This window comes from Burkholderia sp. AU19243 (genome assembly GCF_018148075.1).
GTDB lineage: Bacteria > Pseudomonadota > Gammaproteobacteria > Burkholderiales > Burkholderiaceae > Burkholderia > Burkholderia latens_A.
Genome location: NZ_JAGSTV010000009.1, coordinates 80176 through 104959, shown reverse-complemented (window position 1 = coordinate 104959; position 24784 = coordinate 80176). Strand labels below are relative to the sequence as shown.

The window sequence follows — 24784 nt, the reverse complement described above, 5'->3', positions numbered from 1 at the left end:
GAACGGCTCCTTCCGGTGAACGGGGAATTCAGAGTTGCGCCGACAGGCGCTTGATTTCGCGGTTCAGCACGCGCTCGTTGTCCGAATAGTCGATCGGCACGTCGATCACGTGAACGCCCGGCGTCGAGAAACAGTCGCGCAGCAGCGGCTCGAGATCATCGGCGGCTTCGACGCGATGCCCGTGCGCGCCGTAGCTTTGCGCATACGACACGAAATCGGGGTTCTTCAGCGTCATCGCAAAATCGGGGAAGTTCATGTTTTCCTGCTTCCAGCGGATCATCCCGAACGCGTCGTCGCGGAGGATCATCACGACGATGTCGAGCTTCAGCCGCACGGCCGTTTCGAGTTCCTGCGAATTCATCATGAACCCGCCGTCGCCGCACACGGCGATCACCTTGCGCTGCGGATGCACGATCTTCGTCGCGATCGCCGACGGCAATCCTGCGCCCATCGACGCGAGCGCGTTGTCGAGCAGCAGCGAGTTCGGTTCATGCGCACGCCAGTAGCGCGCGAACCAGATCTTGTACATCCCGTTGTCGAGGCAGACGATCCCGTCGACCGGCAGCGCGTTATACAGATCGTTCACGATCCGCACCGGATACATCGGAAAGCGCGGATCGTGCTGGCCCTTTTGCAGATGCGCGTCGAAATGCTCCTTGATCATCGTGAAGCGCTCGAAATCCCAGTGCGACTGCGGCGTCACCGCTTCCTTCATCTGCCATACCGCGTTCGCGATGTCGCCGACCACTTCGATCTGCGGGAAATAGACGGGGTCGACCTGCGCGCCGAGGAAGTTCACGTGGATCACCGTTTTGTCGTCCGCGCGCATGAAGAACGGCGGCTTCTCGATCACGTCGTGGCCGACGTTGATGATGCAGTCGGCATGCTCGATCGCGCGGTGCACGAAGTCGCCGTCGGACAGCGTCGCGTTGCCGAGCCACAGCGGATGCGTTTCGTCGATCACGCCCTTGCCCATCTGCGTCGTGAAGAACGGAATGCCCGTCTTGTTCACGAATTCGAGCAGCATCTTGCAGGTCGTCTTGCGGTTGCCGCCCGCGCCGATCATCAGCAGCGGATGACGTGCTGCCTGGATCGCGTCGATCGCATGCGCGACCGCCTTCTCCTCGGCCACCGGCCGCCGGCTGTAGCTGCGCGGAATCGGCTTGCCGTCGCCCTCTTCATGCGCGATGTCTTCCGGCAGTTCGAGGTGCGCGGCGCCCGGACGCTCTTCCTCCGCACGGCGAAACGCCTCGCGCACGGCCGCCGGAATATTGCCGATCGACACGATCTGCCGCGTGAACTTCGTAAGCGGCTGCATCATGTCGACGACGTCGACGATCTGGAAGTGACCCTGTTTGCTCGACTTGATCGGCTTCTGCCCGGTGATCATCAGCATCGGCATGCCGCCGAGTTGCGCGTACGCGGCGGCCGTCACGAAATTCGTCGCACCGGGCCCGAGCGTCGCGAGACACACGCCGGTGCGCCCCGTCAGACGACCGTACGTGGCCGCCATGAAACCGGCGGCCTGCTCGTGCCGGGTCAGCACGAGCTTGATCTTCGATCGCCGCAGCGATTCGAGCAGATCGAGGTTTTCCTCGCCGGGAATGCCGAACACGTACTCGACGCCTTCGGCTTCCAGCGCCTTCACGAACAGATCCGATGCTTTCATGGGTGGGGACTCTCGGTTGATGCCGCCTTGCCCGGCTTACAGGCGCGCGGCGTTCAGAACGCGCGCCGGCCTACGGCACGCGGACGCTTTACCTACCGGATGCAACCATTGCATTGCCCGCCGCGCATCGCACGGCGGCGCCTCCGTGAGCAGGAGGACAAACGGATCCGCCCGCGCGCAGCAAACAGCGAAAACATGCGCGGGCGGCAGGAACGTTTTCGATTGTAGACGGATTCGCGGCATCGCGACTTCGACCGGATGACCAGCGGCCGGCGCCCGCGCAGCATCGGCCTGACGGCCAATTGGACGTCAAACGGCGCGCACGGCCGTACCGTATCGGCACCGAATTCGATTCAATCTATCTGTGAACCATGGTTGACATACTGAAATCCATGCCCTACAGTTCGCCTTCGTACAGTATCCGGACCACAGACGTCTTCGACGCGTGGTTTGCCGCCCTTACGGATCGCGTCGCGCGGCGCCGCATCCAGGCGCGCATCGACCGTCTGTCGATGGGCAACCCGGGCGACTGGAAATCCGCCGGCTCACCGATCGTCGAAATGCGTATCGACCACGGCCCCGGCTATCGCGTCTACTACGCGAGGCGCGAAACGATATGGGTGATCCTGCTCTGCGGCCGTGACAAGTCGACACAACAGGCGGACATCCGCGCCGCGCACGCGATGCTCGAACGGCTCGACCTGGAGTAACGGATGGACAAGATCAAGACCCGGCCGTGGGATTCGGCCGAACACCTGAAAACCGACGACGACATGGCCGAGTATTTCGAGGCCTGTCTGCAGGAAGCCGGCGACGACCCGGCCTTCATCGCGCATGCGCTTGGCGTGATCGCGCGCGCGCGCGGGATGTCGCAGGTCGCGCGCGACGCCGGCCTGTCGCGCGAAGGGCTGTACAAGGCGCTGTCGCACGACGGCAATCCGAGCTTCGGCACGATCCTGAAAGTGATCAAGGCGCTCGGCCTGCAGCTGCACGGCGCGAAGGCGCACGCGTGAGCCGGCCGCGCGCTGCGCGCCGGGCGCAGCCGCGTCAATGCAGCCAGGCAGCCGCCCATCGCGGCACGAGCGACACCACGTAGAGCCCGAGCCCGATCAGCCCGCCGACCAGCGTGCCGTTGATGCGGATGTACTGCAGATCCTTGCCGATGTTCAGCTCGATCTGCCGAGACATTTCGCGCGCATCCCAGTTGCGCACCGTATCGCGTATGTGACGCATCAGGAAATCCGCGAAATCCGGCGCCATTTCGTGCACGGCCCGCTCGATGTGCTCGTTCAGCGACGCGCGCAGCGCCGGGCTTTCCGCGAGCCGCGCGCCGAGCCAGCCGCCGAGCGTCGCGGCCTGCCGGTGCAACGCCGAATCCGGGCGCGCGAGATCGGCCTTCAGCCACGCGCGCAACTGGTCCCACAGATCGCGCACATACACGTTGAACGCATCGCCGTCGCGAATGTAGCGCTTGATCTCGTCGCCTTTCGCGATGAACGCCGGGTCGTGCTTCAGCCGCTCGGTCAATCGCGCGACCGTGCGGTCGAAGCGCTGCCGCAGTTCGTGTTCGGGATCGGCCGCAACGCCTTCGAGCACGCGGCTCACCGCGCTCGCGAGCATCCGCGCGCCGTTCTCGCCGAACCACTGGGTCGGCATGATCTTCTCGACCTTCGGGTATTGCGTCTTCAGCCATTCGACGATGAAGCCGGCGATCACCTCGCGGTTCTCCTCCTTGTCGAGCACGTCGACGACCTGTTCGATCGCATCGTCGAGCAGCGTCTGGTGGCGGCCGTCCTTCGTCAGCGTGTCGAGGATCGCGCCCGCCGATTGCGACAGGTCGATCCGGTCGATCACCGTGCGGAACGCGTCGTGGACGAACGACTGGATCCGCGCGTCGTCAGTCATGTCGAGCGCGAAGCTCATCAGCTTCGTCGCGTAGCCGCCGAGCGCTTCGGTGTTCGCCGGCTCGCCGAGCCACGCGCCGAGCTTCTGCGCAGGATCGTGCTGGCGAATCTGCGCGGCGAGCGCGTCAGGGCCAAGGAATTTCTCGCGCACGAACACCGCGAGGTTGTCCGCAATCTTGTCCTTGTTCTTCGGGATGATTTCGGTGTGGCGCGACACGAACGGAATCGGCACGCGACGAAACAGCGCGACGACCGCGAACCAGTCGGCGAGCGCGCCGACCATCGCGGCTTCGGCCACCGCCTTGAAGCCGTCGACCCACGGGCCGCGCGGCAACAGGATCGTCGTGACGAATATGGCGACGGCGGCCAGCAGCAGCCATAGCGCGCGGCGCTTGCTGCGTTTCAGTTCGAGGGCTTTGTCTGGCGTCATGGGCGACCGGTGCAACGGCAATGCCGCTAATATGCACCGATCGCCGACCGACGACAAACCCGCACCGCGCGTGTCATGCCGAAACGGGCCTCTGCCGACGTTCCCGCTAACCGACGCGAACGCCGCCAAGCCGGCCGCGTTCGCGCATCACGTCACAGAAACGTTTTCAGGTTCACCGCCGGATCGGCGAGCTTCGCCGGATCGGGCGCGGCGCCTGCCGCGATCAGCCGGCGCGACGCGCCGATGTCTCGCCCCAGGTTCGCGGCGGCCACCGCCACGATTTTCCCGTCGTCGCCGAGCCCGAACACCGTGAACGGTCCATTCGCGGGATCGCCGCGCACGACGGTAGTCCGCTCGCTGCCGAACAGCCCGAGCATCTGCAGGTTGCAGTCATACTGATCGGACCACAGCCACGGCAGCTCGGCATACGTTTCGTCCGCGCCGAGCAGGTTCGCGGCCGCCACCGCCGGCTGGTTCTCGGCAACCTGCCACGACTCGATCCGCACGTGACGCCCGAGCAGCGGATTGAAATGCATCGTCACCTCGCCCGCCGCGAAGATCGCGCGATCGGCGGTGCGGCATCCCGCATCGACGCGGATGCCGTTGTCGACATCCAGCCCCGCCGCATGCGCGAGCTCGACATTCGGTACGACGCCGATGCCGACCACGACGATGTCGGCCGGCACGTCGCCGCGATCCGTCTCGACGAGCGCGCCGCCCCCCGGCGCGCGGCGGATCGCACGCGGCAGCGTCGCCATCCGGAAGACCACGCCGCGCGCGTCATGCAACTGCCGTGCATACGCGCCGACGACTTCGGGCAACGCACGTTGCAACAAGCGCGGCGCGGGATCGATCACCGTCACGTCGCAACCGAGCTGGCGCGCGGCCGCCGCCACTTCGAGGCCGATGAACCCGCCGCCGAGCACCGCCACGCGACGCCCCGGCGCGAGCCGCGCCCGCAACGCACGCGCATCGGCAACGGTACGCACGTAATGCGGGACGACGCCTTCGTCGACCGGCCCGCCGAACGTGCGCACGCGCGAGCCCGTCGCGAGCACGAGCTTCGCGTATGGCACCGTCGCGCCGTCGTCGAGCCGAACCCGTTGCGCAGCGCGCTCGATCGCGTCGACGCGTGTGCCGAGCCGCAGCTCGATGCGCTGCGCGTCGTACCATCCCGCGTCGCGGATGAACGCCCGCTGCTCGCCGCCGTCGCTCAGCAGCGCGTCCTTCGACAGTGCCGGACGATCGTACGGCAGTTCGCGTTCCGCGCCGATCATCACGATGCGCGCGGCGGCATCGCGCTCGCGCAGCGCCTCGGCGGTGCGCCGGGCCGCATGGCCGGCCCCGACGATCACGAACGGGTCAGTCGACATTGACTTCCACCTGCCCGTCGACGATCCGGATCGGATAAACCCGCACCGGCTCGGTGATCGGCGCGCATTTCGGCGCGCCCGTGCGAATGTCGATCAAGCCCTGGTGCAGCGGGCATTCGACACAGCCGTCTTCCACATAGCCTTCCGACAGCCGAGCGTGACCATGCGAACACAGGTCGTGCATCGCGAACAGTTCGTCGCCGATCCGGAACACGGCGATCGGTTTCTGACCGGCGACACGCGCCGCCGGTTCGTCTTCGGAGAATTCGTCGAATGCGCCCAGCGGATGCCATTGCGCGAGCGTTGCTTCAGTCATGTCGATTCCTTGCTTCGTCAGATCGGTCAGATCGGGGTCGCGAGCAGCGTCTGCACGCGCGACGTGTCGTAGATCACGCGCTTGGTCTTGTAGCGCAGCCCGTCGGGCGTGCGCACGACCGTGTCGTAGTACTTGCCGGCCTGATACACGTTCGATTCGCCGTTGCTGCGCGTCTGCACGACCACGTAGTTGCTTTCGGTGTCGATCTCGCCGTCGCGCTGCGCGACGATCGTCAGGCCCGACGTCATGTGCCGGTACGTGTGCTCTTCATAGATGTTCGCATGCCGCAGCGACACCACGCGGTCGCGCAGCATCCGCTGGTTCGTGCAGTGGACGATCCCGACCGGCAGCCCGAGATCCGCGTTTTCCTTCGGCACGATCTCGTACGTGCAGTCCTCGGTGAACATTTCCGGCCAGCGTTCGAGCCGGTCGTTGTCGAGATGGCCGATGTAGCGGTTCTGCAGCATGTAAATCTCGAACCACGTCTTCATGTCTTCCGTGAGGTTTTCCATCGTTGCGCGCTCCCGCTTCAATAGCCCATCAGCTTCTGATAACCGACCCAGAACTTGCGGATCAGGCTTTCGGTGATCACCGTGTCCTGCTGGTCCGGATTGCCGCGCGACATCTCGATCACCGACGTCGCGTCGGCGTCGCGTACGGTGCCGCGCTGCACGAGTTCGGTCGCCTCGGTGTCTTCCATCGAGATGTAGCCGGCCGGGCCGACCAGGTTCGCCTGCTTGATGCGCAGCGCGCGCAGTTCGGGCGTGTCGTCCGCGTAGCCGAAAAAGTGGAAGATCAGCTCGAAGTTGTCCGGCCCCTTCGGCAGGATCTGCCGCGCGACCAGCGTGTTGTGGATCTGCTGGATCACGAGCTGCGGGAAGATCGGCTGGATGTGGTTCGTGCAGTCCTCGTCGTATTCCGACACGAGATCGAGGATCGATTCGTCTTCCAGATGGAACCCTTCGTCGAACGAGCGAATGTTCTGCTGCTTGTATGCGGCGGACGTGTCGTCGCCCGTCTTCGTCACCGTGATGATGCTGTGCAGCCCGTGGTTCGCATCCGGGATCGAGCGCGCCTTCATGCCGACGCGGAAAATGTTGAAGGTCGTATGGAACAGGTGCAGCATGCTCGCGTGATACGGATCCTTCACGTTCTCCATGTACAGCTTCCAGTTCGACTTCGAATACTGGCGCGTGCAGCCGAGATACTCGATCGGCTTGTGGAAGATCCGGTCGATCCATGGGCGCATCTGCTCGCCGAGATAGTCGGGCAGCGGCGCAACTTCATCGCTGAAGGTGGCGAACACGAGCCCGCGATAGCTGTCCACGCGCAGCTTGCGCAACCCGTGCTGCTTCGGGTCGAAGTCGGCCGGCATCCCGGTCATGCCCTTCTGGCCGCGCCGGAACGGCACGCCGAGCAGGTTGCCCTGATTGTCGAAGCTCCACTGGTGGTACACGCACGTGTGCGAACTCGCGTTGCCGCGCGATTTGCGGCAAACCTGCGCACCGCGGTGCGCGCAGCGGTTCACCCACGCGGACAGCGCGCCGTCCTCGGTGCGCGTGACCACCACCGGCGTGTCGCCGACGAACGTGCTCTTGAAGTCGCCGGCCTTCGGAATCTCCGCCTCCAGCGCGACGAAGTTCCACGTCGGCCCGCGGAAGATGCGTTCCTGCTCGCGATCGTAGACGGCGCGCGAGCTGAATACCTTGTACGGCACGCGCGAACCGTCGTCGTGCGGAAAATGCACGTCGGATGCGTCGTCGCGCGCGGCGAAGACGACGGGCGATTCTGTCTGCTCCATGTCGGACTCCTTGTGGTTCCGTGTCGTTGATTGCATGGAGCCGATTTTTGAAAAGCTAATATTCGGCGTCTATCCGGAAAGTGCGATTGCGGCGGCGCAATATCCACTTTCGGCGGATTTCTGCGCTAGCATGGCGACACACGCGACCCGCGCACGATCGCGACCCATTCGCCGGATCGAAGCGCGCGTCTATTCCAAGGCCGATGCCCATGTCCCCAACGTCGTTCGAACCGTTTGCGCTGCGCGCGCACCGGCTGTTCGAATCCCGCGATCTCGACGAGACGCGCGAGCGGATCTCGCGCGTGATGCAGCCGCACGCGCTGCTGCCGAGCGGCCGCGTGCAGGGCGCGTCGCATATGGATTTCGTGCGGCTCGGCGGCCTCGGGATCGGCACCATCGCGTTCGGCGACGCGATGCGCGTACAGGTCGACGCCGTCGACGGCTATTACCTGCTGATGTTCTGCCTGTCCGGGCAGGCCGAAGTCCACGCGATGGGACGCCGGCTCGGCGTCGACGCGCACACGGGCGTGCTGTGTGCGCCTGGCGAGCGCTTCGACGCGGTGCTGTCGGCCGACTGCGAACAGTTCGTGCTGCGCATCGACGCGGCGACCGTCGGTGCGCTGACCGGCGACCCGCGCGCGACGCTCGACCCGGTGCTGCACGTGAGCGACGCCGCGCTCGCCGCGTGGCGCCAGCAGCTGATGCTCGTGGCCGGCTCGCCCGAACTGCTCGAACGCGCGAATGCGAACCCGCGTGTCGCATCGCAACTCGAGCATCTGCTGATCGACCTGCTGATCGAAGGCCACCCGCCGTCGGTGCTGCAGCGCTCGCGCCACGATCCGGCGCCGGGGTTCGTGCGCCGCGCGCAGGAGTTCATCGCCGCGCATTACGCGCAGCCGCTGCAACTCGCGGACATCGTCCAGGCCGCCAACGTGCCCGAGCGGACGCTGCGCGACGCTTTCCTGCAATTCCGCGGGATGAGCCCGATGCAATACCTGCGGGCGACGCGGCTCGAGCACGCGAGGGAGTTGCTGCGCGGGCCGCGATCAGAGCGGCGGATCGCCGACATCGCGCTCGATTGCGGGTTCACGCACCTCGGGCGATTCGCGATCGCTTATCGGGAGAAGTTCGGCGAATCGCCGTCGGAGACGCTCGACGGGAAGCGGTAGGTGGACGTGGGGTTGCAGCGTTGGGCGCCTTGGCGATTGCGGCGTTGCCGTTTGTCGCGTTGCCGTTTGTCGCCTGTCGCCTGTCGCCCTGTCGCTTGCCGTTTGCCGTTTGCCGTTTGCCGCTTGCCGCTTGCCGCTTGCCACTTGCCACTTGCCGCTTGCCGCTTGCCGCTTGCCGCTTGCCGCTTGCCGCCTCGCCAGCCGCGCGCAGCCTTGCCCGGCGCCTAGCCTGTATCGGGCGCGGATGACCGCCGCGTCGCACCGCCCGTTCCACACTCCGCCGACCACGTCGAAATAGACCGTTAGTTGCAGCACTACGAGAACGAACGCCGCTACCCTGCCGGCGCGATCATCTCCCGCGCAATCGCGCAGAATGCGGTCGTCGCCGCGCTCTCGCCGTGCAGCCGGCGGCTCATGATGATCGGCGACGTCGCCGTGGGCTCCGGCAACCGCCGGTACACGACGCCCTTCACCCGCACGCCGTCGACGCTTTCCGGCACCAGCGACACGCCCACCTGCGCGGCGACGAGCCCGAGCGCTGTCTGCAGCTCGCGCACCTCGTGCACCGCAGCCGGCACGAGCGCGCCGTCGCGCAGCGCGGACAGCTGCTGGTCGGCAAAGCTCGGTCGCGGCGTGCTCGGATAGACGATCAGCGTTTCGTTCGCGATGTCGGCGAGCGTCAGCGGCCGGTCAGGATCGGCAAGGCGGTGCCCGGCCGGCAGCGCGGCGATGAGCTTTTCCTCGATCAGCGCCTCGCGCACGAGCTGGTCGTCATCGAAGCGCAAGCGGCCGAACCCTACGTCGATTCGGCCGCCCTTCAGCGCGCCAAGCTGTTCGAGCGTGAACATTTCGATCAGCGACAGCTCGACATCCGGGTGCGCCTGCCGAAACGCGCGGATCACGTCCGGCAGCGCGCCATAAAGCGTCGACGGCACGAAGCCGATCACGATCCGCTCCGACAATTGCGCGAGTCGCCGCGTCAGCGGGCCAAGCTCGTCCGCCTGCTCGACCACGCGCTTCGCCTGCGCATAGAACACGCGGCCCGCGTCGGTCAGTTTCAGCGGCCGCGCGCCGCGCTCGAAGAGCGGCAATCCGAGCTCGTCCTCGATCGCCTGAAGCTGCCGGCTGAGCGGCGGCTGCGTCATGTGCAACCGCTCCGCCGCGCGCGTGATGTTCATTTCCTCGGCGACGGCGATGAAGTAGCGGAGCTGGCGCAATTCCATTTCATGCCTCAAAGGTATGGAAGTAGTCGGAAAGAGTGTTGGACGACGCCGGGCGGGAATTCCTACCATGTGCACCAACAGGAGGAATCGCATGATAGCAACAGCCGCCACCATCGAACGCATCGAGACGCTGCTCGTCGACGTGCCGACGATTCGGCCCCACAAACTGTCGGTCGCGACGATGAATTGCCAGACCCTCGTGCTGGTGCGCGTTCGATGCACGGACGGTATCGAAGGCGTCGGCGAGGCGACCACGATCGGCGGTCTCGCGTACGGCGAGGAGAGCCCCGAGAGCATCAAGGTCAATATCGATACGTATTTCGCGCCGCTGCTGCACGGGATGGACGCAACACGCCCCGGCGCCGCGATGGCGCGTGCGCGCAAGCTGTTCCAGGGCAACCGGTTCGCGAAATGCGCGCTCGAAACCGCGCTGTTCGACGCGCACGCGCGCCGCGTCGGCGTGCCGCTATCCGAACTGTTCGGCGGCCGGACAACCGACGCGGTCGACGTCGCATGGACGCTCGCGAGCGGCGACACGCAGCGCGACATCGCGGAAGCCGAGGCGATGCTGGACGCGCGCCGCCATCGCGCATTCAAGCTGAAGATCGGCTCGAACGCGGTCGACGACGACGTCGCGCACGTGATCGCAATCAAGCGCGCGCTCGGCGAGCGCGGCGACGTGCGCGTGGACGTCAACCAGGCATGGAGCGAAACCGACGCGATCCGCGCCGGCGCGCGCCTCGCCGACGCCGGCGTGAGCCTCGTCGAGCAGCCGATCGCTGCGACCAATCGCGCGGGACTGAAGCGGCTCACCCAACTCGCGCACATCCCGATCATGGCAGACGAAGCGCTGCACGGCCCGGTCGACGCATTCGCGCTCGCGCAGGACCGCGCGGCCGACGTGTTCGCGGTGAAGATCGCGCAATCGGGCGGGCTGCTGGGCGCCGCGAGCGTTGCGTCGATCGCGGCCGCGGCCGGCATCGGCCTGTACGGTGGCACGATGCTCGAAGGCGCGGCCGGCACGATGGCGTCCGCGCAACTGTTCAGCACGTTCGGCGCGCTGAAATGGGGCACCGAACTGTTCGGCCCGCTGCTGCTCACGGAGGAAATCCTCGTCGAGCCGCTGCGCTACGAAAATTTCCAGCTGCACCTGCCGGCCACGCCCGGCCTCGGCATCACCTTCGACTGGGCCCGCATCGATCGGATGCGACGCGGCGCCCGCTGATCACACACGACACGACAACCGAACCCGGAGACACAGATGAACAAGCAAGCCATCGACGCCCTGCTGAAGACCTTCGACGACGCCGCGGAAAAACCCGGCAACCCGCGCGTGCGCGCGATCGTCAATCGGATCGTGAAAGACATCTGCTACACGATCGAGGACTTCGACGTGCAGCCGAGTGAATTCTGGACCGCGCTGAACTACCTGAACGAAGCCGGCCGCGAATTCGGGCTGATCGCGGCGGGCCTCGGTCTCGAGCGCTTCCTCGACGTGCGGATGGACGAGGCCGAGGAGAAGGCCGGCTTTCACGGCGGCACGCCGCGCACGATCGAAGGGCCGCTGTACGTCGCGGGCGCGCCGGAATCGGTCGGCCATGCGCGTCTCGACGACGGCACCGATCCGGGCCAGACGCTGGTGATGCGCGGCCGGGTGCTCGGCCAGGACGGCGCGCCGCTTGCAAACGCCCTCGTCGAGGTGTGGCATGCGAACCATCTGGGCAACTACTCGTACTTCGACCAGTCGCAGCCGGCGTTCAATCTGCGCCGCTCGATCCGCACCGATGCCGACGGCCGCTACAGCTTCCGCAGCGTGCTGCCGGTCGGCTACAGCGTGCCGCCGGGCAGCAAGACCGAGCAGCTGCTCGATCTGCTCGGCCGACACGGTCACCGTCCCGCGCACATCCACTTCTTCGTTTCCGCGGACGGATATCGTAAGCTGACGACGCAGATCAACATCGAAGGCGATCCGCATATCTGGGACGATTTCGCATTCGCGACGCGCGAAGGGCTGATCCCGAAGATCAGGCAGGCCGAAGGCGCGGAAGGCAAGCCGTACGGCGTCGACGGGCAGTTCGCGCTGATCGACTTCGATTTCACGCTTCTGAAGGACAAGCAGGACGTTCCCGCGAGCGAGGTCGAGCGCGCGCGCGCGCAGGCCTGAGCGGCCGTCCCGTTCGACGAATCGATAACGCAAGGAGCGAGGATGCTGTTTCATGTGGAAATGACCGTCCGCCTGCCGGCGGACATGGACCCGGTCAAGGCGGCCACGTTGAAGGCCGAAGAAAAGGCGATGTGCCAGCGGCTGATGCACGAAGGCGTGTGGCGGCATCTGTGGCGGATCGCGGGGCAGTATGCGAACGTCAGCATTTTCGACGTCGAGAGCGTGCAGCAGCTGCATGACGTGCTGAGTCAGCTGCCGTTGTTTCCGTATATGGAGATGGAAGTGCGCGCGCTATGCCGGCATCCGTCTTCGGTGCGGGAGGATGATCGGTAAGTCACGTTGAAGCGCGCCGCCAGCCGGCCGCGCGACGGGAAGCACACGGGCGACCGGCGCTTTGCTCGCTGGCCGCCCGTGTCGTTTTGCAGCCCGGGATGCCGGTGTCGTCCCGCATCGCGACGATGCGGGGACGATCACGGCTCCAAGGCGAGATGCGCGGCGAATCCGACCGCTCCCGGCGCGATTCCCGGCTTCAGCGTCAGCGCCGGAATCTCGTAATCGCCCGCATTCTGCCGCCGGAACGGGATCGGCTGCGCCGTCCAAAGCGCATCGAGACGCTTGCCCAGTGCCGCCCGGATTTCGTCGAAGCGCGCATCGTTCATTTTTCCGGCGCGGTAGATCACGAACGGCGGCAACACGTCGAACCCGGGGTAATACAGAATCCCGTGCTGGATCGGAAACAGCACGTCGTCGATCGGCCCGTTGATGCCGCGCGCACTGTAGTGCGACTCCCATCCGCCCGTCGTCACGATCACCATCGCACGCTTGCCCGCGAGCGATCCTTCGCCGTAACGGTCGCCCCAATGCCGGTCGGAATGCTCGCCAACGCCGTACGCGAATCCGTACGCATACACACGCTCGACCCAGCCCTTCATGATCGCCGGCATCGAGAACCACCACAGCGGAAACTGCAGAATCACCGCATCGGCCCACTTCAGTTTCTCCTGTTCGCGTGCGATGTCGTCGCGCTGCGTGCCCGTCTCGAACGCACGCTTCGAATCGAGCGCGGGATCGAACCGGGCGTCGGGCGCGCGGTCGGGCACGTCGTCCGCGTCGAATGCGGCCTTCCAGTTCATCGCATACAGATCTGTGACCCGCACCGTGTGGCCGGCCGCTTCGAGATGCGCGACGGCGAAATCCCGCAACGCACCGTTCAGCGATCGCGGTTCCGGATGGGCATAGACGATCAACACATTCATTTTCCTGGCTCCGTGGATGGAATGACTGCAGGATGCCGTCTCAACCGATATAGTTGAAATGAATTCCTGACATTCCAGGTATAACCATGAACAATCTCAGACGACTGGATCTGAACCTGCTGGTCACACTCGACGTGCTGCTCGCCGAGCACAACGTCACGCGCGCCGCGGAAAAACTGAACATGTCTCAACCGTCGGTGAGCGTGCAGTTGCAGAAGCTGCGCGACCTGTTCGGCGACCCGCTGCTGCTGCCTGGCCCACGAGGAATGCGGCCGACCGCGCGCGCGGAATCGCTGCGCGAGCCGCTGCGGGATGCGCTCGAGGGGCTCGAGCGCGCGGTGCTGACGGCCACGCCGTTCGATCCGGCGACTGCGACCAACACGTGGCGCGTGGCCGCGACCGACTACGGCGAATCGACGATCGTCCTGCCAACGCTGAACACGCTGCGCTCGGCCGCGCCCGCGACCCGGCTCGCCGTCGTCGAGCTCGTGCCGCCTCGCATCGAGCAGGATGCCGAACGAAACGGCATCGACCTGGCGTTTCATACGACCGAAGGCTCGCCGGAAGGGATGCGGCGCCTGCCGCTGTTCACCGAGCGCTACGTGCTCGTCGGCCGGGCCGGGCATCCGAAGCTGAAGCGGCGGCCCACGCTCGCGCAGTTCGGCGCGCTGGAACACGTGATCGTATCGCCGGACGGCGGCGGCTTTTTCGGCGTGACCGACGAAGTGCTCGCGCAAGCGGGCGCCACACGGCGCGTCGCGCTGTCGGTGCCGCACTTCCTGTTCGTGATGTCGGCCATCGCCGGCACCGACCTCGTCGCGATGCTGCCCGAGCGGCTGGTGCGCAATACGCCCGCGTTGCGCGTCGTCGAAGCGCCGGTCAATGTTCCCGGCTATGAAATGTCGATGCTGTGGCACGAACGCGTGCATCGCGATCCCGCGCATCGGTGGCTGCGGGAAACGATCGCCGCGTCAGTGTGAATGGCCGCGCCGAAGCGAACGACCGCACGCTCGTGCGCCCACCGGCCGGTCGTCCCAAACCGGTCGCCACGCACGCGGGTTCATTCGGGACTTGCTGTCGCGCCGAACACTGTATATATTTACAGTGCTTTTGCACCATTTGACCCGAATTCCGTCATCCATGACGGACGGACTTTTGTGAGGCGACCATGTTCCAGTCATCCGCATTCGATCCCGAGCAACCCGGCTTCAATCCTGTCCACTTCGAACGCGCCGCGCAGCGGGCGGTGGTCGACCTGCAGCGCGTCGTCGGCGGCCCCGCGCAGCGCGCGCTCGGGCTGCGACGCCGCACTCACCCGGCCGCCACCCGCACAATGAGCTGGCAGGCGCTGCTGAACGTGGAGGAACTCGCGTTCTCGAATGCCGGTTTCCTGAGCCGCAACGATCCGGCGGTCGTCAATGCGTTCATTCGCCTTCGCGACAGCCGGCTCGTCGCGGCGGACGTCGACGAGCCTGTCGACTGGCGTCGCGACGACGACGACCTGCCGGCCGTCTACCTGATCGTCAAGGCGATGCTCGAAGCTGAAGAAGAAGAGCGGGCCGAAGCGGCGTGATGCACGCCGGCAAGGAGCGGGCGCGATCTGCCGGAATCTGCCGGGATCGCGTCGGCGCGCCGCAGGGCGACGCCGCACGCAGTTGCGTCATGCTGCCGACGTCGTACGAACGGGCAATGGTCGGAGCGCGCGTCACGGGCCATCGCGCCGCGCGCGCCGCCGCGATGCCCGAAGCCGCACCGCGTTACAACCGCGCGGCCAGCCGCGAACCCTGGTCGATCGCGCGCTTCGCATCGAGTTCGGCGGCCAGTTCCGCGCCGCCGATCAAGTGCACCGAGCGTCCGGCCGCCTGCAGCGGCGCGAGCAGCGCACGCTGCGGCTCCTGGCCCGTGCACAGCACGATCGTATCGGCCTCGATCAGTTCGCGATCGGTGCGCTGCTCGCCGTACGACACGTGCAGCCCGCGCGCATCGATCAACTCGTAGTTCACGCCGCCGATCATCTTCACCTGCTTCATCTTCAGCGTCGTACGGTGGATCCAGCCGGTCGTCTTGCCGAGGCCCTTGCCGAGCGGCGCGGCCTTGCGCTGCAGCAGCGTCACTTCGCGAGCGGGCGGCGCGACCTGCGCGCGCGTCACGCCGCCGCGCGTCGCGGCCGGATCCGTCACGCCCCACTCGGCTTTCCATTCCTCGAGATCGAGCGTCGGCGACGCGCCGTCCTGTACGAGGTATTCGGCGACATCAAAGCCGATACCACCCGCGCCGACCACCGCAACTCGCCGCCCGACCGGCTGCCGGCCGGCGAGCACGTCGATATAGCTGAGCACGTTCGCCCCGTCCTGACCGGGAATTTTCGGGTCGCGCGGCGCAACGCCGGTCGCGAGCACGATCTCGTCGTAAGCGCCCGCGATCAGGTCGCTCGCGTCGACGCGGCGATTCAGATACAGATTCACGCCGGTGAGCTCGAGCTGCCGGCCGAAGTAACGCAGCGCTTCGTCGAATTCCTCCTTGCCCGGAATCCGCTTTGCCATGTTGAACTGGCCGCCGATCTCGGCCGCCGCGTCGAACAGGTCGACCTGATGGCCACGTTGCGCGAGCACGGTCGAGCACGCAAGCCCGGCCGGCCCCGCACCGACCACCGCGATGCGCTTCGGCTGCTGCGCCGGTGCGTAGATCAGCTCGGTCTCGTGGCATGCGCGCGGGTTCAGCAGGCACGAAGCGATCCTGTTCTTGAACGCATGATCGAGACACGCCTGGTTGCAGCCGATGCAGGTGTTGATTTCGTCGGCGCGCCCCTGCGCCGCCTTGACGACGAACTCCGCATCCGCGAGCAGCGGACGCGCCATCGACACCATGTCCGCGCAACCGTCCGCGAGGATTTGCTCGGCCACTTCGGGCCGGTTGATCCGGTTGGTCGTCACGAGCGGGATGCCGACCTCGCCCTTCATCTTCTTCGTCACCCACGCGAACGCGCCACGCGGCACCGACGTCGCGATCGTCGGCACGCGCGCCTCGTGCCAGCCGATTCCCGTGTTGATGATGGTCGCGCCCGCGCGCTCGACGGCCTTCGCAAGCTGCACGGTCTCGCTCCAGTCGCTGCCGTCCGGAATCAGGTCGAGCATCGACAGCCGATAGATCAGGATGAAATCGCGCCCGACCGCTTCGCGCGTGCGCTGGACGATTTCGATCGGCAGCCGGATCCGGTTCTCGTACGAACCGCCCCACTGGTCGCGGCGCTTGTTCGTATGCATCGAAATGAACTGGTTGATCAGGTAGCCCTCGGAGCCCATGATCTCGACGCCGTCGTAGCCGGCCTCGCGTGCGAGCTGCGCGCAGCGGACGAACGCGCGGATCTGCCGCTCGACACCGCGCGCGCTCAGTTCATGCGGCGCGAACGGCGAAATCGGCGACTTGATCTTCGACGGCGCGACGGCAAACGGGTGGTAGCCGTAGCGGCCGGTATGCAGGATCTGCAACGCGATCTTGCCGTCGTGCTCATGCACGGCGTCGGTGATCACGCGATGCCGGCGTGCGCCGGCCGACGTCATCAGCGTGCCGCCGAACGGCTTGGTCCAGCCGGCCACGTTCGGCGCAAAGCCGCCGGTCACGATCAGGCCGACGCCGCCGCGCGCGCGTTCGGCGAAGTAGTCGGCGAGCCGCGGCAGCGTCTTGCGGCTGTCCTCGAGGCCCGTATGCATCGAACCCATCAGCACGCGATTCTTCAGCGTGGTGAATCCGAGGTCGAGCGGCGCGAGCAGGTGCGGAAAAGAGGTTGTCATCGTCGGTCTGCGGTTTGCGATGAATGTGATCGTAGGCCGCGCGCCGCCTTGAACGTGAGGGGTCAAACAGCCATAATGCTTGTCATTTCCGGCCAAAAACACATGACCTCCCCGCCACGCAAGGACCCTCTCGGGCTACGCCGGCCGACGATTCCGGTCGCCTATACGCGCCTGCTGCTGCAGGCGCTGGCCGCGCGCGGCGTGGATCTCGCCGCGGTTCGCGCGGGCACCGGGTTGCGCGACGCGGTGCTGGCCGAACCGGACGCGCGCGTCGCACCATCGCAATGGGGCCGGCTCGTGCTCAACGCGATCGAGATCGGCGGCGATCCGGGCATCGGGCTCGCGTTCGGGTTGCTGCTGAAGCCGACCGTTCACGGCTTTCTCGGCTATGCGACGCTGACCGCGCCGGACATCCGCGCCGCGCTCGTCGTCACGCAGCGCTACTTCCGGATGCGCAATCGCCAATACCGTCTGACCTATACCGAAGACGAACACGGCGCGACGCTCGAGCTGCACGGCGTGCAGGCGAGCCCCGTGCTGCAGCATCATGTGATGTTCGAGTTCGTGCTGACCGGGCTCACGCAGAACATCGCGCAGTGGTCGGGGCGCGCGTCGCCGTCGATCGCCCTGCGCTTCGCCTGGCCGGAACCCGGCTATTTCGCGCGCTATCGCGACACGCTTCCGCCGGTCGAATTCGGCTGCGCGGCGAATGCGCTGTGGGTCGCGCGCGACGTGCTCGACTGGCCGCTGCCGCTCGCCGACGAAGTCGCGCACCGGCAGGCCCTCGTGCAGGTGGAGCGCGAATATGCGCAGGTGCGCCAGGACGAAGGCGATCTCGTCGAACGCGTGCGCGCGGAACTCGCGAGAACGGACGGCGGCTATCCGGGCCCGGACGCGCTCGCCGACGCGCTGCTGGTGTCGACGCGCACGTTGCGGCGCCGGCTCGAGGAAGCCGGTTCGAGCTATCGGACGCTGCTGGACGAAGCGCGGTTTCGCGACGCGAAGCAGTTGCTTGCCGCATCCGATCTCGACCTGAAGACGATCGCCGAGCGGCTGCAATTTACCGACCCGGCGAATTTCACTCGGGCGTTCCGGCGCTGGGCCGGGCAGACGCCCAGCGCGTATCGGGAAACGGCCGGCGCGCGCGCGCGCGAATAAGCCGGACAGTCAGTTGCCGACGTAAATCCGCGCGCCGCCGTCGCCTTCGCGTGCATCGATGCGCACGTCGCCGCGCGCGGCGACGATCGCGTCATACACGGCATCCGTCACGCATACGACCGGCACCGCGATCGCATACAGTTCGGCGGCGACGATCGCGCCGATCGAAATGATCAGGTCGCGCTCCTTCAGCACGATCCCGACCGGCCCCGTGCCGTTGCGCACCGCTTCCGCGAGCACGCTGCTGCTCGAGCTCGATCCCTTCGCGTGCGGCATGACCATGATCCGGCCGGCGAGGCTCGCGCCGGCCTGCGGGTGCCCGCGATCGACCATCTGTCCGGCGCCGGAGTCGTAGCCGCCCCAGAAGCTGAGCGGCTTGTCGAGGACGATCGTGTGCGCGCACGCGCCGCCCGGCACGAGCGTGTCGCCCGTCAGTGTCCGAATCGTTGCGTCAGTCATCGAATCGCACCTTTCCTTCGAACGCGGAACGCACGCACTCGCGCATGCTGCCGTAAGCGACCGTGACGCCGATGTTCGCGGGCGCATACGACGCCCATTTCCCCGAATTGGTCATCACGAGGCCGGACAGCTGTTTCATCACCGGCGTGATGTACGTGCACGTATCGACGACGATCTGGATACCGCGCGCGTCGAATTTCTCCGCAAGCCCGAGCTCGCCGAGCTCCCACAGCAAGAAGCGGCTCGTGTTCACGTAGAAATCGCACTTGGGCTTGCCGTCGAACTGGTCGAGCAGCGCATCGAGCGTGCGGAATTCGGCCAGCGAGAAGTGCGGCGTGCCGAGCGCGACCGCGACGAGCGTGTCGCCTGCCGCGCCGTGGTTCAGCGTGCGGCGGACGTCGTCCAGATCGGCGAGCGCGACGTTGACGACGCGCTCGGCCGCGCGACCGTGCAGCGCGGCGTCGAGCGTCGGCGCCTCGGGCGTGACGCCCACCGCGTGGAACAGCGCGACGGCGCCGCTCGACGCGGCGGCCGCGCCGAGCGCCTTCAGTTCGTCTTCCGTGGTATTCGGCGGCAGCCCGACGATCGCGGGCACGACCGCGCCCGCGATACGGCCGACCAACAGCCCGAGCGCTGCGAAATAAATGTCGCGCGACGGCCGGTCGCCGAAATCCGGCGCGTTGAACACGATCCGCGCCGCGCGATTCGCTTCGACGTGCAGCCCCGCATACGGCGTGCGGCCGGTGATTGCTGCGGCCAGATCGAGAAAATCGCCGTAGCGGCTGGTGCGCGCGCCGAGCACGGAGTTGGCGAACACGATCGCATTGGATTCGGCCCATGCGATCTGCTCGCCGGCACGCGGACGATTCTTCAGCTGATACGGCGCGCACGTGAAGCTCGATTCGCAACCGAGCTGCAGGTGCGCATCCATCAGCCGCTGCGCGTCGCGCTGAATCGCGCGGTCGCCGTGATAAAGCTCGGGATGGATCAGGTCGAGCGACCCGACGTTCAGCGTGGTGGGCACCGCGACCTGCGCGCCGGTGTCGACGAAATACTCGACGAAGTCAAGGCTCGTCCGGCCGTGATAAAGACAGCCGTCGATATGCGCGCACGTGATGTCGATCAGATGCGGCGCGGACATCACGTCGGCCGTGCGCGCGACGATGCGCATCGCGCGTGCGACGCCGTCGCCGAATGCGCCGCGCAACATCGCGTCGTCGCGCTCGCTCAACTGCAGCATGGGTGCTCCTCGTGTCTCGTCCGGTGGATCCGGATCGCTTTCGCGATACTACCGCGCGCGTTGCGCCTAGCGCAGCGCCGTCACGCCCGACAGTTCATCGCGCAGCGCCTTGGCCCGGCTGCGGCCGAACTGCGTCTCGAACTCGTCCTGCGCGGCCTGCCATGCGACTTTGGCCTGCGCGTAGGTCCGCTCGCCGAGTTTCGTCAGACTCAGCGCGTGCGCGCGCGCGTCGTGCTCGGACGCCGTCGCCGCCACGAATCCGTCGCGCTGCAGCGGCTTGAGCGCGCGCAGCAGCGTCGTGCGGTCCATCACCAGCGTATCGGCGAGTTCGCTCATCACGAGGCCGGGCCGGCGCGACAGGTTCGCCATGATCGAGAACTGCGCGGGCGTGACGCCAACCGGGGCCAGATGCCGCTCGTAGAGCTGCGTGACGAAGCGCGCCGCCTGACGCAGCGCGAGGCAATTGCAGGCTTGGGCGATCTGGGTATCGTTCATGTCCGGCAATTTATATGTGCATATGCATAAAGTCAATGTACACTCGCCCGTAACGGGTCGCGGCGGGCCGTCGCGGGCATCCGGCGCACCGCAATCGCCCGATCGGATCGAGGAGACGAAGATGGACTACATCGACAAGTTGCGGATCTTCCGGTCGGTGGTCGAAATGCGCAGCTTCACGCGCGCGGCGGACATGCACGGCCTCGCGCGGCCCGTCGTGTCGCGGGCGGTTGCGGACCTGGAGGCGCGCTTCGGCAGCCGCCTGCTGCACCGGACCACGCGTCAGGTGTCGCTCACGGAAACCGCCGAGCGCATCTACGAGCGCTGCGCAGCGGTGCTCGACGAACTCGATTCGCTGGAAGCACAGGCGCAGTCGCACACGCGCGAGCCCGAAGGGCTGCTGCGTCTCGTCGCGCACACGACGGCCGCGCTGAACCGGCTCGTTCCGCTGATCGCCGGCTTCAAGGCCGCGCATCCGAAGGTGCGCCTCGACGTCACGCTGACCGAGCGCCCGGTCGATCTCGTCGGCGAAGGCTACGACATCGGCATCGTCGTGCCTTACATGCTGACGAGCGAGACGACCGTCGTGCGGCTGATCGAACGCATCCCGGTCGTGATCGTCGCGACGCCGGCGTATCTGCGCACGCATCCGCGCCCCGACACGCCGGCCGCGCTCGCCGGCCATGCGTTCGTGCCGATGTCGCCGTCGCTGCGGCGGCCCGCGCTGTCGTTCCGGGTCGACGGCGACACGCTCACCGTGCCGCTCGATTTCGACATCTCGTCAAACAGCCCCGTCTTCAACCGCGAAATGGTGATGCACGACTTCGGCATCGGCGTCGTGCCGAAGACGCTCGTCGAAGCCGAACTCGCGTCGGGCGCGCTCGTGCAGTTGCTCGAAGGCGCCGATCTCGTCGATGCATTCGTCGAGATCAAGCTCGCCTACGCGAACCGCGCGCTGCTGCCCGCGAAGGTCAAGGCGTTCCTCGACTACACGGCCGCCTACTCCGCCCGCGAAGGCGGGACCGTTCCGGCCGCCGCGTAATCCGGCGCGTCCACGCGCCGGCCGGCCGTCGATTGGTACAGCCACGACACCAATCTGATCCTGCGCCACCGCTCGCTTCGCGCCGTCGCGCCGCCTAACATGTGCACATGCACAACACTACGCTGACCGATGACGATTGCTTCGCGGTGCGCCAAGCCGCGCGACGGATTTCGCAGTTCTACGAGCGCTATCTGTCGCAGGCGGGCGTCACGCCGTCGCAGTACAGCATCCTCGCGCTGCTGCGCGAGCGCCCGGGCCTGACGATGGCGACGCTGTCGGCGGTGCTGGTGATCGAACGCACCGCGCTGCTGCGCGCGCTCAAGCCGCTGATCGGCGCGGCGCTCGTGACCGGCCGGATCGAGGCGCGCTGCCGCCGCCAGACGTTCGCGCTGACCGCGCACGGCGAAGCGAAGATCGCCGACGCGCATGTGCACTGGCTCGCCGCGCAGCAAGCGTTCGAGCAGCGGTTCGGGCCGGCCCGCGCGGCCCGCCTCAGAGACGAATTGTTCCGGATCACGCACAACCTGCCGGAACGCGATTGACGACTTCCCCGATCGGCGACGTGTCGTCGATCGCCTCAATAAGTGCATATACATAGGTGATTCGATGGAAACGACCTCAACCGCTGCCTCACGCGAGGCAGCCACAATCGAGCGGCCCGCGACGCAACGGCGCCGCGTGCCATGGATGCGGATCGCGGTGGCGGCCGTCGTCGTCGCGGTCGCGGCGGCGGCGCTCGACTGGCTGTTCGTGCTGCGCTTCCAGGAAAGCACCGACGATGCGTATGTCGGCGGCGACGTGACCGTGCTCGCGCCGAAGGTCAGCGGCTTCGTCGACCGGATTCTCGTGACCGACAACCAGCGCGTGAAGGCCGGCGACGTGCTCGTGCAGCTCGATGCGCGCGACTACGATGCGAAACTGGCGCAGGCCAGCGCGGAAGTCGACAGCGCGCGCGCCGCGGTGACCGAACTCGAAGCGAAGCAGCAGTTGCAGTATGCGGTGATCGGCCAGCATGCGGCGGACAAGAACGCGTCGGCGGCCGAACTCGCGCGTGCGTCGTCCGACCGCGTGCGCTACCGGGAGCTCGTCAAGTCCGACGCCGTATCGAACCAGATCGTCGAACGTGCGGACGCCGACTATTCGAAAGCGGATGCGGCGGTCGCGCGCAGCGACGCCGCGCTGCTCGCGGCGAAGCGCCAGCTCGACGTGCTCGGCGCGCAGCTTGCCGATGCGCGGGCGCGCGTAAACACGGCGCTCGCCGCGCAACGCGCCGCGGCGTTGAACGTCGAGTACACGACGATCCGCTCGCCGGTCGACGGCTATGTCGGCAACCGCACCGGCCGCGTCGGGATGCTCGCGAACGTCGGCGTGCCACTGCTGACGGTCGTGCCGGCTGCGGGCCTGTGGATCGATGCGAACTTCAAGGAAGACCAGCTGCGCAAGATGCGCGCGGGCGATCGCGTCGACGTCGCGCTCGACGCATCGGGCACGCGCCTGCACGGCCGCGTCGACAGCCTCGCGCCCGCGACCGGCGCCACCTTCAGCGTGCTGCCGCCCGAGAACGCGACCGGCAACTTCACGAAGATCGTGCAGCGCGTGCCGGTGCGCGTGCATCTCGATCCGCAGCCGGGGATCGAGCACGTGCTGCGCCCCGGTCTGTCCGCGGTCGTGACCGTGCATACCGACCACGCGAACTGAGCGGGAGCCGACGATGACCACCGCGTTTTCCGGCGACCCTGCGTCGCAACCGACGAAGCAGCGCGTGTTCGCGTTCGCGCTGATGTGCGTCGGCTTCTTCATGGCGACGCTGGACATCCAGATCGTCGCGTCATCGTTGCGCGACATCGGCGGCGGGCTGTCTGCGAGCCAGGACGAGCTGTCGTGGGTGCAGACGGCTTACCTGATCGCCGAGATCATCGTGATTCCGATGTCGGGCTGGTTGTCGAAGGTGATGTCGACGCGCTGGCTGTTCGTCGCGTCGGCCGTCGGCTTCACGATCACGAGCATGCTGTGCGGGCTCGCGTGGGACATCAACTCGATGATCCTGTTCCGCGGGCTGCAGGGCGCGCTCGGCGCGGCGATGATCCCGACCGTGTTCACGACTGCGTTCGTGCTGTTCCCGGGCAAGCAGCGGCTGATCGCGTCGACGACGATCGGCGCGCTCGCGTCGCTCGCGCCGGCGATCGGGCCGGTGATCGGCGGCTGGATCACCGATCAATGGTCGTGGCACTGGCTGTTCTACCTGAACCTGCTGCCGGGCATCGTCGTGGCCGTGCTCGTGCCGCGCTACGTGCACATCGACGAGCCGGACCTGAGCCTCGTCAAGCGCGGCGACTATCTCGGCATCGCGCTGATGTCCGGCTTTCTCGGCTGCCTCGAATACGTGCTGGAGGAAGGCCCGCGCAAGAACTGGTTCAGCGACGACGTGATCGTCTTTTGCGCGTGGATCTCCGCGATCTGCGGCGTCCTGTTCGTCGTGCACGCATTGACCGCCGACGATCCGATCGTCGACCTGCGCGCGCTGGTCGTGCGCAACTTCGGGATCGGCAGCCTGCTTTCGTTCGTGACGGGCATCGGGATTTTCGTGACGGTGTTCCTCACACCGCTCTTTCTTGCGCAGGTGCGCGCATTCAGCTCGCTGCAGATCGGCATCGCGCTGCTGTCGGTGGGCGCGTTTCAGCTGATCGCGCTGTGCGCGTATGCGTTCGCCGCGCGCCACTTCAGCATGCGCGCGCTGCTCGTGTTCGGGCTGATCTGCTTCGGACTCGGCTGTTATCTGTACACGCCGATCACGCACGACTGGGGCTGGCGCGAACTGCTGCTGCCGCAGGCGCTGCGCGGCATCGGCCAGCAGTTCAGCGTGCCGCCGATCGTGACGATGGCGCTCGGCTCGCTGCCGCAGTCGCGGCTGAAATCGGCGAGCGGCCTGTTCAACCTGATGCGCAACCTCGGCGGCGCGATCGGCATCGCAGTGAGCGCGACGATGCTCAACGACCGCGTGAACTTCCACTATCTGCGCCTGAACGAGCACGTGAGCGCCGGGGAGCCGCAGGTCGCGTCGCTGCTCGATCGCCAGGCCGCGTACTGGGGCGCCGTCGCCGGCAATACGCTCGACACCGCGCAGGCCGGCCTCGCGAACCTGCACCGCCTGATCTATCGCGAAGCGCTGACACTGACCTTCGCCGATGCGTACTACGCGCTGTCGCTGTGCTTCGTCGTCGCGCTCGTCGCCGTCGCGTTTTCACGCCCGATCAACCTCAACGCGCCGCCGCCGGACGCACACTGAAGCGAAGG

At 66.8% G+C, this 24784-nt stretch carries 25 protein-coding genes; 13 read left to right on the top strand and 12 right to left on the bottom strand.

The features are described from left to right. Positions 1-28: 28 nt before the first annotated feature. The gene (locus tag KDW55_RS18305; RefSeq protein ID WP_069242688.1) at positions 29-1669 is read right to left on the bottom strand and encodes an acetolactate synthase large subunit; all 1641 of its coding nucleotides are present in this window, start codon (positions 1667-1669) and stop codon (positions 29-31) included. A 392-nt stretch (positions 1670-2061) separates the two neighbouring features. Between KDW55_RS18305 and KDW55_RS18300 the strand changes: the two genes are divergently transcribed. Beyond that, on the top strand, positions 2062-2379 hold the full coding sequence (locus KDW55_RS18300; protein ID WP_156789083.1) for a type II toxin-antitoxin system RelE/ParE family toxin: 318 nt from the start codon (positions 2062-2064) through the stop codon (positions 2377-2379). Positions 2380-2382: 3 nt separating this feature from the next. Then, the gene (locus tag KDW55_RS18295; protein ID WP_006756590.1) at positions 2383-2682 is read left to right on the top strand and encodes an addiction module antidote protein; all 300 of its coding nucleotides are present in this window, start codon (positions 2383-2385) and stop codon (positions 2680-2682) included. A 34-nt stretch (positions 2683-2716) separates the two neighbouring features. Here KDW55_RS18295 and KDW55_RS18290 read toward each other — a convergent pair whose 3' ends face one another. The 5 genes from KDW55_RS18290 to andAc all read right to left on the bottom strand — a co-directional run bounded on the left by KDW55_RS18290 (position 2717) and on the right by andAc (position 7493). After that, positions 2717-4003: a DUF445 domain-containing protein gene (locus tag KDW55_RS18290; protein WP_059545223.1), complete on the bottom strand. Its 1287-nt coding sequence runs from the start codon at positions 4001-4003 to the stop codon at positions 2717-2719. Between the two features lie 152 nt (positions 4004-4155). After that, the gene (gene andAa / locus KDW55_RS18285; protein ID WP_069242686.1) at positions 4156-5376 is read right to left on the bottom strand and encodes an anthranilate 1,2-dioxygenase system ferredoxin--NAD(+) reductase; all 1221 of its coding nucleotides are present in this window, start codon (positions 5374-5376) and stop codon (positions 4156-4158) included. Further along, positions 5366-5692 (bottom strand): anthranilate 1,2-dioxygenase ferredoxin subunit AndAb, encoded by a 327-nt coding sequence (andAb, locus tag KDW55_RS18280; RefSeq protein WP_040139280.1) that lies wholly within the window; start codon positions 5690-5692, stop codon positions 5366-5368. Before andAb ends, andAa begins: the two co-directional genes overlap by 11 nt. Before the next feature lie 26 nt (positions 5693-5718). Beyond that, positions 5719-6204, bottom strand: coding sequence for an anthranilate 1,2-dioxygenase small subunit AndAd (gene andAd, locus KDW55_RS18275; protein ID WP_040139279.1), 486 nt, complete (start codon positions 6202-6204; stop codon positions 5719-5721). A 17-nt stretch (positions 6205-6221) separates the two neighbouring features. After that, positions 6222-7493: an anthranilate 1,2-dioxygenase large subunit AndAc gene (gene andAc / locus KDW55_RS18270; protein WP_040139278.1), complete on the bottom strand. Its 1272-nt coding sequence runs from the start codon at positions 7491-7493 to the stop codon at positions 6222-6224. A gap of 209 nt (positions 7494-7702) precedes the next feature. On the opposite strand from andAc, the gene andR reads away from it, so the two are divergent. After that, positions 7703-8662 carry an anthranilate 1,2-dioxygenase regulatory protein AndR gene (gene andR, locus KDW55_RS18265; protein ID WP_040139277.1) on the top strand — a complete coding sequence of 320 codons (960 nt, stop codon included), beginning with the start codon at positions 7703-7705 and terminating at the stop codon, positions 8660-8662. 332 nt (positions 8663-8994) lie between these two features. On the opposite strand, the gene KDW55_RS18260 is transcribed toward andR, so the two are convergent. Further along, positions 8995-9885: a LysR family transcriptional regulator gene (locus KDW55_RS18260; RefSeq protein WP_040139276.1), complete on the bottom strand. Its 891-nt coding sequence runs from the start codon at positions 9883-9885 to the stop codon at positions 8995-8997. A gap of 91 nt (positions 9886-9976) precedes the next feature. On the opposite strand from KDW55_RS18260, the gene KDW55_RS18255 reads away from it, so the two are divergent. Genes KDW55_RS18255 through catC form a run of 3 tightly spaced genes read left to right on the top strand, consistent with a single transcriptional unit; the run spans position 9977 to position 12382 of the window. Next, positions 9977-11110 (top strand): muconate/chloromuconate family cycloisomerase, encoded by a 1134-nt coding sequence (locus KDW55_RS18255; protein ID WP_059545218.1) that lies wholly within the window; start codon positions 9977-9979, stop codon positions 11108-11110. Positions 11111-11146: 36 nt separating this feature from the next. Further along, positions 11147-12049, top strand: coding sequence for a catechol 1,2-dioxygenase (gene catA, locus KDW55_RS18250; protein WP_040139274.1), 903 nt, complete (start codon positions 11147-11149; stop codon positions 12047-12049). A 42-nt stretch (positions 12050-12091) separates the two neighbouring features. Next, positions 12092-12382, top strand: a complete 291-nt coding sequence (gene catC, locus KDW55_RS18245; RefSeq protein WP_040139273.1) for a muconolactone Delta-isomerase — start codon at positions 12092-12094, stop codon at positions 12380-12382. A gap of 137 nt (positions 12383-12519) precedes the next feature. Here catC and KDW55_RS18240 read toward each other — a convergent pair whose 3' ends face one another. Next, on the bottom strand, positions 12520-13305 hold the full coding sequence (locus KDW55_RS18240; RefSeq protein WP_059545214.1) for an NAD(P)H-dependent oxidoreductase: 786 nt from the start codon (positions 13303-13305) through the stop codon (positions 12520-12522). Positions 13306-13391: 86 nt separating this feature from the next. On the opposite strand from KDW55_RS18240, the gene KDW55_RS18235 reads away from it, so the two are divergent. After that, entirely contained in the window at positions 13392-14285 is an 894-nt protein-coding gene (locus KDW55_RS18235) for a LysR family transcriptional regulator (RefSeq protein ID WP_212160472.1), read from the top strand. Between the two features lie 188 nt (positions 14286-14473). Next, the gene (locus KDW55_RS18230) at positions 14474-14878 is read left to right on the top strand and encodes a DUF2471 family protein (RefSeq protein WP_040139270.1); all 405 of its coding nucleotides are present in this window, start codon (positions 14474-14476) and stop codon (positions 14876-14878) included. A 184-nt stretch (positions 14879-15062) separates the two neighbouring features. On the opposite strand, the gene KDW55_RS18225 is transcribed toward KDW55_RS18230, so the two are convergent. After that, positions 15063-17096 carry an NADPH-dependent 2,4-dienoyl-CoA reductase gene (locus tag KDW55_RS18225; RefSeq protein WP_212160473.1) on the bottom strand — a complete coding sequence of 678 codons (2034 nt, stop codon included), beginning with the start codon at positions 17094-17096 and terminating at the stop codon, positions 15063-15065. A 75-nt stretch (positions 17097-17171) separates the two neighbouring features. Between KDW55_RS18225 and KDW55_RS18220 the strand changes: the two genes are divergently transcribed. Next, positions 17172-18254, top strand: coding sequence for an AraC family transcriptional regulator (locus KDW55_RS18220; protein ID WP_212160475.1), 1083 nt, complete (start codon positions 17172-17174; stop codon positions 18252-18254). 9 nt (positions 18255-18263) lie between these two features. Here KDW55_RS18220 and KDW55_RS18215 read toward each other — a convergent pair whose 3' ends face one another. From KDW55_RS18215 to KDW55_RS18205, 3 genes are all read right to left on the bottom strand, one after another. Next, a complete protein-coding gene (locus KDW55_RS18215; protein ID WP_212160476.1) occupies positions 18264-18713 on the bottom strand; it encodes a DUF126 domain-containing protein in 450 nt (149 codons plus the stop codon). Continuing rightward, positions 18706-19953, bottom strand: a complete 1248-nt coding sequence (locus KDW55_RS18210; protein WP_212160477.1) for an aconitase X — start codon at positions 19951-19953, stop codon at positions 18706-18708. The genes KDW55_RS18215 and KDW55_RS18210 overlap by 8 nt, the downstream gene beginning before the upstream one ends. A 66-nt stretch (positions 19954-20019) precedes the next feature. After that, the gene (locus KDW55_RS18205; protein WP_040139265.1) at positions 20020-20448 is read right to left on the bottom strand and encodes a MarR family winged helix-turn-helix transcriptional regulator; all 429 of its coding nucleotides are present in this window, start codon (positions 20446-20448) and stop codon (positions 20020-20022) included. Positions 20449-20569: 121 nt separating this feature from the next. On the opposite strand from KDW55_RS18205, the gene KDW55_RS18200 reads away from it, so the two are divergent. From KDW55_RS18200 to KDW55_RS18185, 4 genes are all read left to right on the top strand, one after another. Beyond that, complete coding sequence (locus KDW55_RS18200) at positions 20570-21490, top strand: LysR family transcriptional regulator (RefSeq protein WP_040139264.1); 921 nt, start codon at positions 20570-20572, stop codon at positions 21488-21490. Between the two features lie 107 nt (positions 21491-21597). Next, entirely contained in the window at positions 21598-22032 is a 435-nt protein-coding gene (locus KDW55_RS18195; RefSeq protein WP_040139263.1) for a MarR family winged helix-turn-helix transcriptional regulator, read from the top strand. Between the two features lie 64 nt (positions 22033-22096). After that, a complete protein-coding gene (locus KDW55_RS18190) occupies positions 22097-23188 on the top strand; it encodes an HlyD family secretion protein (RefSeq protein WP_040139262.1) in 1092 nt (363 codons plus the stop codon). 13 nt (positions 23189-23201) lie between these two features. Then, positions 23202-24776: a DHA2 family efflux MFS transporter permease subunit gene (locus KDW55_RS18185; RefSeq protein ID WP_040139261.1), complete on the top strand. Its 1575-nt coding sequence runs from the start codon at positions 23202-23204 to the stop codon at positions 24774-24776. Positions 24777-24784 lie beyond the last annotated feature (8 nt).